The following is a 14,474-nucleotide window of genomic DNA, read 5'->3' as shown; positions in this document are numbered from 1 at the left end:
CACGCCCGTGCGGGCTCACCCGGCGGCTGCGGACATGGCGATACCGCGGGCGGGAGCCCGAGGGGCGGATTGGATGTGGATCAGCCGCTCAGGGCGGCGGAATCAGCGGCCGAGTTCGGCTTCAAGGCGGGCCTTCGTCACCTGGAGCCAGGCGATGTACGAGGCGGAGAAGGCGTATCCGTGTTCGTGAGCCAGGGTGTGGACCTCGCGTGCCCAGTCGGCGTCCAATTCGGGGATCTGCGGTTCGTACGCGGCGACGGACGGTAGGGCGGGCGGGTTCACGTCATGCTTGAGCCGGTACTCCAGCTCCGTGGTCACCAAGTCGAGCGCGATGTCGGGGCCGAGCTGTCCGGCGAAGACGAAGCGGAGAGTGAATTCGGGGTCCTTGGGGCGCGGCGAGGGCTCGTAGGGGGACCGGGCCCACTCCAGCAGCGCCGCACGCCCCTCTTCGGTCAGCCGGTAGACCTTCGCGTCGGGGCGCCCCTCGCGCGGGTCGACTTCGAAGCCGACCCAGCCGCGCTCCACCAGCTTCCCGAGCCGGCGATAGATCTGCGGCAGCTGCACGCCGTAGCCGATGTACCGGCCCGGGCCCTCCATCCACCGGCGCAGGTCGTAGCCGGAGACAGGGCGCAAGGCCAGCATTCCGAGGATCACGTAGCCGAGCTGCATCGGATCACCTACGTTCCCAAGAACCTATGTCCCGATATTCATCCCCGAAGCCGGACGATGTCAAGACCCGTCACGCGGACGCAACGCAGCGAAAGCCCGCGCCCACTGGAACTGTCCGGACCGCCCTCGGTCCCCATGAGGAACTCGCCACCGGGCAGCAGCACCATCCCGTCCTGATCTCGATGGCGCGGGATCTCCGCGGTGGATACCGGCACCGCCATTCGAGGACATGCAGCAGCGCGAAGGCGATTGGAGATCACTCATGACAGTTCGGCTCCTCCCAAGTGACCGGACCTCCGCCGAATATTCACCAGCTATGTTCTAACGCACATAGTCACACTCGTAAAGGTCAGGGGAAACGCCGCCAGCGGCAGCACACCGGCCTCGCGGAACGGGCGGCGGCCTCCGACACCTGCTGCGGGAGTTCAAGTCGTGCAGCAGTCGAACCCGGCGGCCGTCGAGGTCATCACCGCCCGCACGACCGGGATTTACTGCCACGGCGTGTTGGCACCCATGGTGCCGAGCCGGACGGGCGCGCATGTCAGACTGCCAGGCGATGCATACCCCGTCCGACCTCGCCGACCTGCTCGAATGCGAACACCGCAGCATCCTCAAGCAAGCGTTGGCGGCGGGACTGCCCGGCGCGCCGCGCCCGGGCTCCGGGCCCGACCGGCTGGCCGTCAAGCACGGCCATGCGCACGAGGCAGCCACGCTCGAACGGCTGCGTGGCGAGCGCAAGACCGTGGTCGAAATCGACGAGCCCGACCAGGTCGCCGCCGCGAAGGCCACCGGGGAAGCGCTGCGGGCAGGCGCGCCGGTGATCTACCAGGCCGTCTTCCACGACGGCGAATTCTCCGGCCGCGCCGACTTCCTGCTCCGCGACGACCAAGGCCGCTACGAGGTCTACGACACGAAGCTCGCGCGGCACGCGAAGCCATCCGCGGTCGTGCAGCTCACCGCGTACGCCGACGCGTTGCGCCGCGCTGGTTGGCCGGCCGGGCCGGAGATGCACCTGCTGCTCGGTGACGGCACCACGCGCAGCCTGCGCGTCGACGATTTCCTCCCGCTGCTCGATCGCCTCCGTGACCGGCTCGTCACGCGGCCGCCACGGCTGCCGGAACGCATGTGGGCCGACGAACGCCCCGCCTGCACCGGCTGCGGCTTCGCCGACCACTGCTCGTCCGCGCGCGAGAAGGACCGGGACCTGTCGCTGGTCGCGGGCATGCGTGGCGAACAGCGGCGCAAGCTCGTGACGGCCGGCCTCGGCACGATCGACGCGCTCGCCACCGCCGAGCCGTCGGACCGGCCGCGTGACATGTCGGCGGGTACCTTCGCGACCTTGCGCGCGCAGGCCGCGATCCAGGTGCGGCAGGACGAAACCGGAGAATTGGCGTACGAGGTCATCGACCCGTCGGCGCTGGCCGAGCTGCCGCCACCGAGCCCGGGCGACATCTTCTTCGACATGGAAGGCGACCCGTACGCCCTCGCCGGCGCCGGGCTGGAGTACCTGTTCGGCGCCGTCACGCCCGACGCGCGCTTCACACCGTTCTGGGCGCATACGCGTCGGCAGGAGAAGCGTGCCTTCGAGGAGTTCGTCGACTTCGCCACCGCCAGGCTGACCGACGATCCGGACGCGCACATCTTCCACTACGCGCCGTACGAGGTCACGGCCGTCAAGCGGCTCGCCGCAGTGCACGGAACGCGCGAGGAAGCCGTGGACGAACTGCTGCGCAGCGGCCGGATGGTCGACCTGTATGCCGTGGTGCGCAAGGCCTTGCGCGTCGGCCAGCGGTCGTACTCGATCAAGTACCTCGAACCGTTGTACATGCCGGAAGCCCGCGACGGCGACGTGAAGACGGCCGCGTCGAGCATCGAGGCGTACGAGGACTACCTGACGCTCGCCAAGGCCGGCGACGTCGAAGAGGCCGACGAGGTGCTGCGCGGCATCGCCGACTACAACGAGTACGACTGCGTCTCCACGTTGCGGCTGCTGGAATTCCTGCACCGCGTCCGCGAGGAAGCGGGCATCGAGCTCGCAACCCCGGCGCCGGAGTCCGAAGTGGACGCCCTGCTGCGGCAGACGGAGGAGGAAGAGGCCGCGCTGCGCCGGGCCGAACGCGCGGCCGCGCTGGCGGCGCTGGTCGACCCGCTGCTCGACGGCCTGCCCGACGACCCCGCCGACTTCACCCCGGACGACCACGCTCGCGCGCTGCTCGCCGCCTCCGTCGGTTATCACCGTCGCGAGACGAACCCGGCATGGTGGGAGTTCTTCCGGCAGCTCGCCGCACCGGTCGGCGACCTCGAGGTGGACACGACCTGTGCTGTGCCGGTGTCGGTGTCCGCAGGCGAGTGGGTGCCGCCGTCGGGACGGCTGCGCACGGCCAAGCGCACGCTCGTGGTGGCGTGCGACCCGGACCGGCCGCATCCGTTCGCGGTCGGGGACGGCGTGCGGCTGCGGTACAGCGCCGATGCGCGGGACGCGAAGGTCGTGGCGGCGTCGGCGGTCGAGCTGACGCTGGAGGAGAGCAGCGCACCGGAGAGCACGTCGGACGAACGACCGGTCGCGGTCCTGCCGGGAGGCCCGGTGCGGCCCGCGCCGAAGGACGAGGCCGTGGCCGACCTGGCGCGGCTGGTCGGGGAAACGCTCCCGGAGCTGCCCGCGCATCCGGGCGTGGACCTGCTGCGCCGGATCCCGCGGTTGCGCGGCGGTGCGCTGCCCGCGCCCGGCGAGGACTCGGTGGCCACCGTGATCGAGGCGGTCGACGCGCTCGACGGGTCGGTGCTGGCGGTGCAGGGCCCGCCCGGGGCTGGGAAGACGTACTTGGCGGGCAAGCTGATCGCGCATCTCGTGCGGTCCGGCCGGACGGTCGGTGTGACGTCCAACAGCCACAAGGCCGTGGAGAACGTGCTGTCCGCCGCGCTCGGCAACGCGCCGTCGATGGCGTGCGCGAAACGGCCGCGCCGGACGCCGGATCCCGCGCTGCCGTGGGAACAGCCGAAGACGAACAACGCGTTGGCGAAATGGCGCGAGGAGCACAACGACGGGCACCTCGTCGGCGGCACCGCGTGGACATTCGCGAACGCCGCCGTGCGCGAGGAGCCGTTCGACGTACTGGTGATCGACGAGGCCGGGCAATTCGCGCTCGCGGACGCGCTGGCCGTGTCGATGTGCGCGAAGAACGTGGTGCTGCTGGGCGATCCGCAGCAGCTGCCGCAGGTCGTGCAGGGCACGCACCCGGCGGGCGCGGAGGCATCGGCGTTGGGGCACCTGATCGGCGACGCGGACATCATGCCGCCCGAGCTGGGCTACTTCCTGGACCAGACACGGCGCATGCATCCGGCCGTGTGCGCGCCGGTTTCCCGGTTGTCGTACGCGGGTTTGCTGCACTCGCACCCGTCCGCGGACCGTTCGGTCGACGGCTTCGCCTCCGGGCTGTACCTCGCGTCGGTGGAACACCGCGGGAACACCACGCGGTCGATCGAGGAGGCGGCGCAGGTCGTGTCGGTGATCGCGGACTTGCACGGGCGCACGTGGCAGGGCCGTCCGCTGACGGACGCGGATTTCCTCGTGGTGGCGCCGTACAACCTGCAGGCGCGGACGGTCACGCACGCGCTGGCCGACGCCGGTTTCGGCGACGTGCGCGTCGGCACGGTGGACCGGTTCCAAGGCCAGGAAGCCCCGGTGGTGGTGACGACGATGACGTCCTCGTCAGCGATCGACCTGCCCCGCGGACTGGATTTCCTGTTGTCCCGCAACCGGCTGAACGTGGCACTGTCGCGAGCGCAGTCGGTGGCGGTGCTGGTGTGCAGCCCGCGGCTGCTGGAGGCGGACATCCGGACGGTCGAGCAGATGCGGCTCGTCTCCGGGATGCTCGGACTGCTGCGGGACGCCCACCCCTGGCCCGCTCGCTGACCCCCAACCCCCACTCGCCCCCAGCCCCAGTACTGCAACGGCACTCAGACCTGCGCCGCTCCGCCGAGCTGGAGCTGCCTGGCGTCGGGAGGGAACCTCCCCGCCTCGCCCGGCGTCGCACCTGGCGTGATCAACAAGCTGGCCGAACGCATCGGCTCCTGGCGCTCCGTCCACGCGAACTCCGATGGCGCCGAGGCGGACTCGCTCGTGCTGGAGTGCGCCCGCCTGCTGACCGGTGATCCCGGTGGCGAACAAGCACCACTGTGGACCTTCGGGTTGGCGGCGATGTCGGGCTACGTCGCCTGGCGGCCCGGCGACGGTGTCGCGGACGTCGTGGTGGACGCACTGCTGGCCGCCGATCGGGCATTGCGGGACCGGCCGTGCGGTCATCGCGGGCACCCGTACGAGAAGGTGGTGGCCGAACTGGATGATGACGACATCTGGCGCCACGGCCCCGATCTCGGCGATCTGGAGCGGCTGCCGGCCGACGAGGAGTGGTGGTGCCCGGCCAACGTCGCCGGTTTCGCCCGGATCACCGCGGACGTGATCGCCCCGTTCTCCGCGGACGAGCTGCCCGAGGACCTGCCCCGCGACCACGAGTCGGACATCAAGGACCTGGACGGCATCCTCAACGACTACCCGTACGCCGACCCGCGCTGGACCTTGGAATACCTGGCCGGCTCGTTGCCCAGCCACCCGACTCGCGCTGTGCGGGCCGGTTACGTCGTGACGATGTACGCCAGCTGCTGGTACGCGGTCTCCGGCCGGATCCGGACCTCGTCCGTGCTCGACGAGATGATCGAGGGCTTGGAGGGAGTGCTGCCCCAACTCGGGGACGGCACCTGCGCCCACGCGCCGGACGAGCACCCCGAAACGGGCTTCGACGCTGCAAGCACAGCCGCGGACGGTATCCGGCTGCGCAGTCCGGGCGGCAGGGCGTGCCTCGCGGCATGGCACGACGAGGACCGGCTCCCGGTGCGGAACTGGCTGTGCCCCGCCTTCCTCCGCGGCCTCGCCGAGACGGCGTTGGGCGAGTTGCGGCAGGGGCGGGAGAGGCTGTTCGGCAGCCGGGACACCGCGCGCCTCGACGCGCAATTCCTGCGCCCCGATGGAAGAATCGACATCGGCTCGTTGACCGCGTTGATCGAGGACAACCAGTTCGACGAGCATCGCGACGTGCAGGAGGCAGGGCTGTGGGCAGCCCGCCGGTACGCAGCGCTGGCGGCGGACGCCGATCCGGTTGAGCGGACCGTTCCACTGCTGATCGCCACGTGGTGCGTCGAGATCGTGGAAATGCCCTACGGCGTGGCGAAGGACATCCGGGAAATCTTGTCCACAGTAGCCGCTGACTCGACGGAAGGTCAGTGCGCCCACGGCGATGCGCACCCCATGGAGAGCCGGGACCTGCAGCATCACCTCAACCACCTCTACGCGCCGGCAGAGTTCGCGGAGCCCGCCGACGTCAGTGCACCTGACGCCTGGCTGTGCCCCCGCCACCTGGCAATGGCGGCACGGCACGCGATCGAGGAGATCAACGAGAGGTTCGAGGACGAGGACGACTACGCGGCCGAGGACGAGGGCGATTGCGGGACGACGTCAGCCGACTGAGCCTTGACTCACCGATGCGTGCGGCCGCGCGGTCGGCTGCGTCTTCGGGATCTTCGTGCTCGCACACCCGAACTACCAGCCAGCCGGCGGCCGTCGGCTCAAGATCACCCTCGTGCTCCGCTCCCGTGGTCGTCAGCGGCCAAGCGGGGGAAGCAGATCCTCCAGTTCCTCAGCTGCGCCCGGGAGTTGCTCCAGCAGTTCTCCCGCCGGCGCGGGCAGTCCGGGCAGCCAGCCGGTGTCGATCACCGTGACACCGGTGGGCACTGGGATCGGGTCCGCCTCGTCCACGTCGTAGCTCGCGCCGGGGTTCGAGTCGTGCTCCGGGTCGGCCGGTGGGTTCTCGCTCTCCGACAACGGCCAGGTCACCGTCCGGAAATGGCCCGCCGTGACGTAGACGAGGAAACCGTGCTCCGTGCCGTCGACCGTGCCCGTGCCACGCAGCGCCGCCTTCCCGTCCGGCGTGATCACCAGCCAGTCGAAGGAAGTCGTGACCAGCTGCGTGGAGCCCGCGCGCAGCACGTACGTGCCCAGCGGCTTCGCCGAGTCTTCCGCTGGGTACTTCGCCGACGCCACGAACGTCTCATCACCAGTCGTTCCCGCGCTGGCGAGCAGCCCGGCCGTGGGGTCGTACACGACCACTAGCATCGACGTGGTGTCGCTTCCGCCGTCGTCGTCGGTCACCGTTGCCCGGACCGTGTACATCCCAGCGTGGCTGAAAGCATGACCCTGCTCGCAACTGTCCGAGGTGCCCGAGGCCTCCGGGGCATCGGGGTCGTCCCATTCGTAGGAGCAGGTGTGCGTGTCGTTCTCCCCCGGGTCGGTGAACGATGCCCCGAACGGGACATCCGTGCCCACCCGGAACACCGACCACGGCTCGGGGTCCTGTGACGTCAGCTTCGGCGCGACGTTGCGGAGGTCCACCACCGTGCTGTCCGACACCGGCGGATTGCGGCCGTCATCGGCGGTCAACGTCACTGTGAAACGGCCGTCGTCGTTGCACGAGAACGACGTCGACGTCTTGTCGGGGGATCCGAATTCGCATTCGGTCCCGGCGTCGACGCCTTCGGCGGGCTGGTAACTCCAGTGCACGGCCGGAGTACCGCGATCGTCGGTCGCTGAACCGTTCAGCTTCACCGGTGCGCCCTCGTCACCACTGGCGGACTGGCCCGCGTCCACAACTGGTGGTGCATCATCGACCGGCGGGACGTTCGGGTTGGGAACATCCTGAGCACGCAGGGTCACTTCTCCATAGAGCAGCCGATGATCCGAGCAGTGCCGGATGGCGCTGCCCTCGCATTTTTCACCGTAGAGGGATCTCGCTGTCATGTCCGGAAGGAAGTTCTTGCTGTCAGCGAAGATGTAGTCCAGCTTGCCTTGGGGGTGGGTCTGGAATCCGTGCCCATCCTGCTGCCACGCGGCCTCGTAGAACTCACCGTTACCACCGGCATCCGGCGCGTACATGCTGTCGAGATGCTTGTCCGGTACGGCGTTGAAGTCGCCGCCGATAACGTATGGGTATTCGTCGGTAAACTGTCCCACCAGATCGGCGATCGTGGCCGCCTGCCCCACCGCTTCATCGACATTGCCTTCGCTGTCCTGCGGCGCGAGGTGCACTGAGCAGGCCCGCATGACGGTGGCGAACTCGGCTGTCACGCAGGAGAAGCCGCGGTTGGTCTTACCGTCCGCGAGTTCCGTGCCCTCGAACCAGTAGTTGGTCGCATCCCGGATCGGCGCCTTGGTGAGGACCACGTTGCCGGCCACGTAGTCGGTATCCCAATCGCCGCAGGAAAACAGCAGAGGACTCGACGCCTGTCCGAAGTTGCCATGCATTTCGATACCGCGCGCGTTCAGCTTCTCGAGCAGGTGCTCATACTGGATCTTGCACACTTCGTTGGCAGTCACGATGTCCGGATCGAACTCTTCGATCTTCTCGACGAGCCGGTCGATCGGCTGATCGCTGCCGTTGTTGTCCTTTTCCCCATCGATGTTCCACTGGAGCACCTTGAGCGTCGACCCGGTAGCTCGAACGGCCGGCTGCCCCACCGAACCCGCTGCCGGTTCCAGCTGGCCATCCCGCTCCGACCACGCGCTGCCGGTGAGCAGCGCCGATGCGAGGACCATGCCGAGCAGCGCAACAAGAACACGCATGCCACATCCCCCAAATCGTGACGATCACAACGGGCGGAATCTCCCAGAAGCGGCCGGGGCGATGCCACACCTTTGCACCGGAGTGAAAACCCGCCGGGCAACAGGGACTCAGAGTTCGCCCACGCCACCCACGAGCAGCCTCGAGCCGAGGTGCGTGACGTGGTGGAGCACCGCGCCGCCGCGCCGCTCGCTGGTGATCAGCCCCGCGTCGCGGAGCACAGCGGCCTGCCGGCTGGCGGTCGCGACGGAGGTACCGACGTCGTCGGCGAGCTCGCTGGTGGTGTGGGGCGTGGCCAGGATCGCCAGGCATTCGGCGCGCGTGCCACCGAGGAGCGCGACCAGCCTCGCCGACGGTTCGACCGCCGCCGGCCGCATACCTTCGCCGGTCTCGGCGGGGTAGACCAGAACCGGAGACAGCTCGGGGTCGATCAACGTGATCGGGTTGCTCGAACAGAAGTAACTGGGCACCAGGGTCAGCCCGCGCCCGGCGAGGTGCACGGCGCGCTGTACTGGGTACTGGAGGTACAGCGCTTCACCGTCCCATCCCTGGACGCTGGGGATCCCGGCCAGCAGCTTGCCCACCCCGCCCTCGGTGAGCGCCTGCACCCGCGCGGCCCTGTCGGTCGCCACACCGTCGCGCACTTGCGTCCAGTGCGGCGCCACCAGAACGTCGTAGGCCTGGCGGACCGCGCCCACGACATCCTGGAGCCGGCCGCGATCCGCGGTGGCCAGCGCCCGCACCCAACCCGGGGCGGTGCGACCGGCGAAAACCGCACGCAAGTCCGCCTGCAAGAGCCCCCGCGGAGTGCACGCCACGGCCTCGCAGCCGGCGCCGAGCTCGGTGACCAGCTTCGCGGGAGTGAGGAAGTCGGGGAAATCTCCTTCCGGCGGCACCAGCGTGAACAAAGTGGACAACCACCGCCGCGCCTGGTCACTGCGGCGGATCCGGTCCCCTGCCTGCTGCCGCCAGTGCACGTACCGGGCCGTGAGCCGCCGTTCCCGCACCTGGTGCAGGCTCAGCACGAGCTCCCACATCGGATCCGGCGCAGCGGCTACCCGCACTCGTTGCAGATCCTCGCGCTCGAACACCATCCGCAGCGTCATGTCTCTCCCCCGGCCTCCACGGTCACATCCGAGACACCGAATGCAGGGCGGTATCGACCTCGAACGACATGAGTCCCCGTGCTCTTGTTGTCCCGGTGGCAACGATGATCCGGTAGGGCACTTGCGCCACGCTTACGTCGCTCTTCCCCGCCGACCGCCGCCAACGATCACCCGAAGCGAGCAACGAGGAAGGTAGTGGGTCTGCTCGCGCCCCAGGTGGTGGCCCTTTGCGCGTGTGCGCAAAGGGGTGGCCGTCGCTCCGAGTGTTCGTGATTATGGCGGGAAGGCAAGCGGGCCGGTGAGCTCTGCTTCGTGGCGGTGGATGAGGGGTGAGCCGCCGAAGGGAGCACGTTCTGGATTCCGGTTCCGCCCTAGGCCGCGAACAGGTTCGCTACCTGGCGACGTTGATCATCGTTGCCATAGAGACAACGCGAGCAAAGGGGGACTCATGTCGTTCGAGGTCGACACAGAGGCACTGAAGGAATTCAGCGACTTCCTTCATGACTGCAGTCGCGACGTGCACGAGATGTTTCTGTTCTGCTATGACGAAGCCGACTTGGGTGTACACAAGGAAGGATTCATCAACATCCTCATGAGCGGCCACTCCGACGTGCTCCACGCGATGAGCGAGCGGACGGCACTCCTGCAGGAAGTTCTGAATCTTTCAGGGGGCGAGATAGGCAATGCCGCATATTTCTACGATGAAACCGACGAATCCGAGACGGCGGAGCTGGACGCCTCCTACCCGGAAGCGAAAACCCAAGGAAGTCAGCCACCCGTGGGGCCTACCATAGCAGGAGGCTTCGCTTACCAAAGCGTCCTGGACGAGCTGAAGACAAAGAAGGACCCCGCGGAGCTGGAACCGAAGGCCAGTGAAGTAGAGCAGTGGTGCCGAAAGACCTTCGACAACTATAGCGCCATGGCTGCCGTCCGCGCGCTTTTCAAAGAATTGTTTGAGGTCGATCCCATCGACTGGGTTCTCGAGTGCTTCATCGGCGAGTGGAAGGCGTGGGCGAAATGCGCCCTCGCCTGGGAGGCCTGCAGTGTCGCCACGAAAGGGATCGCGGAAAATTTTACCCCCGCCCTCGTCAAGCTTCCGGAGATATGGGAAGGAAACGCGGCGGAGACCGCCGCGGACTACTTCTCCCGGCTGCAGCAGGCGATATTGACGGAATCCGAAGCATTCCACGCATTGGGGGAACGGTACAAGCTCTACATGGAGATGGTCTATGAAGTCCAAATGACCTGCAACGACGCCATCAACACCATCATAGACCTCGCCCTGGACGCTCTTCTGCTCGTGCCGTCGCTGGTGGTGGATGTGGTCACCGGAGGGGAGTACGGTCTGACGTTGCAGAAAATTTTCGATATCGTCGGAAATACGATGACCGCCGTTACGGCCGCATTTGACGCGTGCAGGTACTTCGAGACGATCTTCGCGGCATCTGATCTACCAGGTTGCCCACGCTGCGAACTGGAAAAACTGCCGGGCGATAGCCCGAGCAGCCACTCGTACGAGCATCCCGATTCGTCTGTGTGAGCATCTTGAACATGGAGGCCGACCGTGAACGAGGAACTACTTGACCGTGTCCCGCGAACAAGTGTGGACATGGAGGAAATTCGCCGCATCCATGAGACCGCGCTCCAAAAAGCGGCGAGCGGGAAGAATCCGATCTTCGCCGAACTGGCCCGCGAGGTGCAGGCGGGTCGCATGTCCCTCCGCGACGCAGCATGCAGCTCTGCTTACGGTGAAGCGTTCGCCGAATCCGCCGACCGTTTTCTCCATGCGATACGCGGATTGAGCACGGATGACCTCCGCAAGGCCGCGGAGGAGAACACCCTCGACGGCCTTCTTGCACGAGAGCTCGGCAGTGAAGCGCCAGCGCGGACCGAGACCGCAATGCAGGCCCCGGAACCTGAATGGAACGAAGATGACGACGATGCGTACTTCGAGGGTTCATTCTTGCAGTCCGCGATCGAAGTCGACCGGAGCGGCTCTTCACAGCAGGTCAACTGGACCCGTCACGGGAGACGATGACGTCGCGTTGTCGTCCTCCGCGCACTGTTCGCAGCCGTCCTCATCACAGGCATGTGGCTCGCAGCCAAGAAGCATCGGCCCCGAAACCCTCGTCCGCAACGGCCGCTCGGGCGTGCCGGATCGCACGCGACGATCGTCCACTGCGGCCTATCAGCGCAGCGGGTCGAACGGCCGGAGTTCTGGAGGGGTCTTGCCGGTCACGATGCGTTCGGCGAGCAGCTTGCCGCTGATCGGCCCCAACGTCACTCCCCACATCCCGTGGCCTCCTGCGACGAAGATGCCAGGCGCACTGGTCGCTCCGAGCAGCGGAAGCCCGTTCGGGGTCATCGGCCGTGGACCCATCCACACGTCCTGCGCATCCGACCAGTCCACACCGGACAGCAGTGGCTTCACCGAGCGGACGATCGCATCGACGCGGCCGGGCTGCAGCGGATCGTCCGGGCCGCGGAACTCCATCGTGCCCGCGATGCGCAGCCGGCCTCGGTACGGCGTGCACGCCACCTTCGCGGCCGGGAAGTAGACCGGCGTCTCGGCCGGTTCGTCCGTCGGGACGCTGAACGAGTAGCCGCGACCAGCCTGCACCTGGGTGCGCACACCGAGCTTCCTGGCCAGTTCCGGGAGCCACGAGCCGGTCGCGACGACCACCGCGTCGCCGACTTCCGGGGCGCCGGCGAACGTTTCCACCGCGATACCGCCCGGGCCGTGCCGCATCGCCCGTACTCGTGCGCCTGCGACGATGCGTCCGCCGCGGTCGCGGACCGATTCGGCGAGGGCATGCACGAAGGGGCCGGGCTCCAGGTAGCGCTGCCCCTGGAGTTCCAGGACCTCGACGATCTGTTCGGACAGCTGGGGAATCGTCGGGTTCGCCGGCTGCCAGCGGACGTCCAAGCCGGCGCGGCGGACCTGTTCGAGCTCGTGGCGCAGCGCGGCGCTGTGGGCCGGATCGGCGAACCCGACCAGGATGGGGCCGCTGTGGGTGCCGGCCCGCACACCACCGGTGGTCAGCTCGTCGAAGGTCTGCAACGCCAGTCGGTTCACCGGCACCAATGCCGCCATCGACCGTTGCCAAGCCCGGGGCGTGCAGCGGGCGGCGAAACGAGCGAGGAACGCCAGCACCGCCGGGTCCGGACGCAGCGGAATGTGTAACGCGGCGTTCGGATCCCCCAGCGACCGCAGCGCCGACACCAGCACGCTGGGCTCGCCCAGCGGGGTGGCGAGGCTCGGGGTCAGCCAGCCCGCATTGCCCCACGAGGCGCCCGCGGCGACGCCGCTGCGGTCCAGCACCACGACCTCCACGCCGCGTTCCTGCAGGAACCAGGCGGTGGAAAGGCCCACCACGCCGGCACCGACCACCACGACCCGGCGAGGCGCGGGTACATGCGAGAACACCTGTCACCCTCCTTGAACGCGCAGTTGCAAGCCCACCGCGAGACGGGCATCCGGATTGCTCAGGTCCAGGCCGCTGACCTCGGTGATCCGTCGCAGCCGGTAGCGCAGGGTGTTGGGGTGCACGTGCATCACCTGCGCGGTCCTCGCCACATCACCGAACGCGTCGAGGTAAGCGGAGAGGGTCGCGACGAGCTGGCCGTGGTGGTCGGCGTCGTAGGCGGTCAGGGCCTGGACCGGCCCATCGCGCAGTTCCTCGTCGTCGACCACCAGATCCCGCAGCCGCGCCAGGAACAGCCGCTCCCACACCTCGTCCACCCGCGCAGTCCGCCGGTCACCGCTGCGCAGCACGTCCAGCACCGCATCCGCGTCCGCGCGAGAACGCGGCGTCTCCCCCGGCGACCACGCGACGCGCCCCATCCCGACGACCGCTCCAGCGTCGCGGCGAGTCGCGAAACCTCGCAACGAGCCCAATGCGTTCCTGGACTCGGCATCCGGATCCGCCGTTGTCAGCGGCAAGATCGCGTAGGCGGTGCCCAGCGCCGACGCCGTCGCGACCTTGGATTGCCGCACCGCGAGGTGCAGGCCCAGCAGCTCGCACAAGCGCTCTGCCGCCAGCTCGCGCTCGGCGCCGTCCTCGTGCCGGTCGGACGGCTCGGCGGCCACGACGCACAGCGGGACCTCCGCCAGCTCCAGCCGCCGTGCCGCCAGCTCCGCGCCGCTGCCGCCGGTCAGCACGCGTCGGACCAGCTCCGATCGACGCCACTTTCCCGCGTTCTCGGCCGCGCGTTGTTGCAGCAAGTGCAATGCCGCCGTCTTCGCGGCAGCGACGAAGGCGCGTTCCTCGTCCGCGGTGAACGGCCGGCGCACCGCCGCCCACATCGCGCCCAGGACTTCCTCGCCGGCGCGTACCGCCACCGCCATGCGGGGAAGCACATCCGCATCGCCCAAGTCGACCCAAACCGGGTCGCTGGTGCGGTAGAGCCGCTCGAAAACCCCGTTGTCGGCGAGTCGTCGCTGCCATTCCTGCGGCACCTGCCTGGCGAGCACGGTCGCCGCCCTCGGCGCGTCGGCGGCGGCCTGATCCGCTGAGAAGGCCACCACCCGCGCCGAGCGGTCCTCGATCGTCACCGGCGTGTCGAGCGCCGCTCCGACCGCGTTGGCCAGGGCGAACAGTTCGCCGATGTGGTTGCCGGTCAGCTCCGCCTGCCGCTCGTCGAGCTCACCGTCCAGCAGAACGGTGCGCACCAGCAACAAGATCTGGGTCCAGGACGCAGCGTTGCTCGCGCTCAGCAGCGCCACTCCGGAGGACCGGACGGCTTCGCGCAGCGACTCGTCGACGACCAGCGGTCCGCGGACCACCAGGGCCGACGCGGCATGTCGCCCCAGTTGCAGCAGCAGATCCCCCGGATCTGCCACCCCGACGCCGAGCACCAGGGCACCAGCTGGTGGTTCCAGGTGCTCTTCGGGATCGTGCACGGCGACGGTGGTGACCTCCGACGGCGGCGGATCCGGGCACACCGCGACGTCGAGCACGGTGCTGCCGAGATCTTCCAGAATGCGGGCCAAGCTGGCCCTCGGCCGAGCGTTCATCCGCCGATACTGCCT

General features: G+C 68.4%; 9 protein-coding genes. 4 read left to right on the top strand and 5 right to left on the bottom strand.

The features are described from left to right. Positions 1 to 102 precede the first annotated feature (102 nt). Positions 103 to 669 (bottom strand): PadR family transcriptional regulator, encoded by a 567-nt coding sequence (locus ACWEV3_RS32465; RefSeq protein ID WP_452617539.1) that lies wholly within the window; start codon positions 667 to 669, stop codon positions 103 to 105. Positions 670 to 1,225: 556 nt separating this feature from the next. Between ACWEV3_RS32465 and ACWEV3_RS32460 the strand changes: the two genes are divergently transcribed. Both ACWEV3_RS32460 and ACWEV3_RS32455 read left to right on the top strand, forming a co-directional pair. Next, positions 1,226 to 4,582, top strand: coding sequence for a TM0106 family RecB-like putative nuclease (locus ACWEV3_RS32460; protein ID WP_452617538.1), 3,357 nt, complete (start codon positions 1,226 to 1,228; stop codon positions 4,580 to 4,582). Between the two features lie 126 nt (positions 4,583 to 4,708). After that, the gene (locus ACWEV3_RS32455; protein WP_452617537.1) at positions 4,709 to 6,190 is read left to right on the top strand and encodes a hypothetical protein; all 1,482 of its coding nucleotides are present in this window, start codon (positions 4,709 to 4,711) and stop codon (positions 6,188 to 6,190) included. A 132-nt stretch (positions 6,191 to 6,322) separates the two neighbouring features. Here ACWEV3_RS32455 and ACWEV3_RS32450 read toward each other — a convergent pair whose 3' ends face one another. Together ACWEV3_RS32450 and ACWEV3_RS32445 are read right to left on the bottom strand one after the other, a co-directional pair. Continuing rightward, positions 6,323 to 8,338, bottom strand: coding sequence for an endonuclease/exonuclease/phosphatase family protein (locus ACWEV3_RS32450; RefSeq protein ID WP_452617536.1), 2,016 nt, complete (start codon positions 8,336 to 8,338; stop codon positions 6,323 to 6,325). 108 nt (positions 8,339 to 8,446) lie between these two features. After that, positions 8,447 to 9,442, bottom strand: a complete 996-nt coding sequence (locus ACWEV3_RS32445; protein WP_452617535.1) for an ArsR/SmtB family transcription factor — start codon at positions 9,440 to 9,442, stop codon at positions 8,447 to 8,449. 448 nt (positions 9,443 to 9,890) lie between these two features. Here ACWEV3_RS32445 and ACWEV3_RS32440 point away from each other — a divergent pair, with 448 nt between their 5' ends. Together ACWEV3_RS32440 and ACWEV3_RS32435 are read left to right on the top strand one after the other, a co-directional pair. Continuing rightward, positions 9,891 to 10,982, top strand: a complete 1,092-nt coding sequence (locus tag ACWEV3_RS32440) for a hypothetical protein (protein WP_452617534.1) — start codon at positions 9,891 to 9,893, stop codon at positions 10,980 to 10,982. A gap of 24 nt (positions 10,983 to 11,006) precedes the next feature. Beyond that, the gene (locus ACWEV3_RS32435; RefSeq protein WP_452617533.1) at positions 11,007 to 11,480 is read left to right on the top strand and encodes a hypothetical protein; all 474 of its coding nucleotides are present in this window, start codon (positions 11,007 to 11,009) and stop codon (positions 11,478 to 11,480) included. Between the two features lie 150 nt (positions 11,481 to 11,630). Here ACWEV3_RS32435 and ACWEV3_RS32430 read toward each other — a convergent pair whose 3' ends face one another. Next, complete coding sequence (locus ACWEV3_RS32430) at positions 11,631 to 12,869, bottom strand: NAD(P)/FAD-dependent oxidoreductase (RefSeq protein WP_452617532.1); 1,239 nt, start codon at positions 12,867 to 12,869, stop codon at positions 11,631 to 11,633. A 3-nt stretch (positions 12,870 to 12,872) separates the two neighbouring features. After that, positions 12,873 to 14,459, bottom strand: coding sequence for a PucR family transcriptional regulator (locus ACWEV3_RS32425; protein ID WP_452617531.1), 1,587 nt, complete (start codon positions 14,457 to 14,459; stop codon positions 12,873 to 12,875). Positions 14,460 to 14,474 lie beyond the last annotated feature (15 nt).

The organism is Saccharopolyspora sp. NPDC003752 (assembly GCF_053605825.1).
The sequence above is the reverse complement of the archived record's forward strand: the minus strand, read 5'-3'. Positions and strand labels throughout refer to the sequence as shown.

What these genes read in the sequence shown, in the direction of transcription:
- ACWEV3_RS32445 (WP_452617535.1), bottom strand. Translation starts at nt 9,442, where the DNA reads ATGACGCTGCGGATGGTGTTCGAGCGCGAGGATCTGCAACGAGTGCGG.
- ACWEV3_RS32450 (WP_452617536.1), bottom strand. Translation starts at nt 8,338, where the DNA reads ATGCGTGTTCTTGTTGCGCTGCTCGGCATGGTCCTCGCATCGGCGCTG.
- ACWEV3_RS32460 (WP_452617538.1), top strand. Translation starts at nt 1,226, where the DNA reads ATGCATACCCCGTCCGACCTCGCCGACCTGCTCGAATGCGAACACCGC.
- ACWEV3_RS32440 (WP_452617534.1), top strand. Translation starts at nt 9,891, where the DNA reads ATGTCGTTCGAGGTCGACACAGAGGCACTGAAGGAATTCAGCGACTTC.
- ACWEV3_RS32425 (WP_452617531.1), bottom strand. Translation starts at nt 14,459, where the DNA reads ATGAACGCTCGGCCGAGGGCCAGCTTGGCCCGCATTCTGGAAGATCTC.
- ACWEV3_RS32465 (WP_452617539.1), bottom strand. Translation starts at nt 669, where the DNA reads ATGCAGCTCGGCTACGTGATCCTCGGAATGCTGGCCTTGCGCCCTGTC.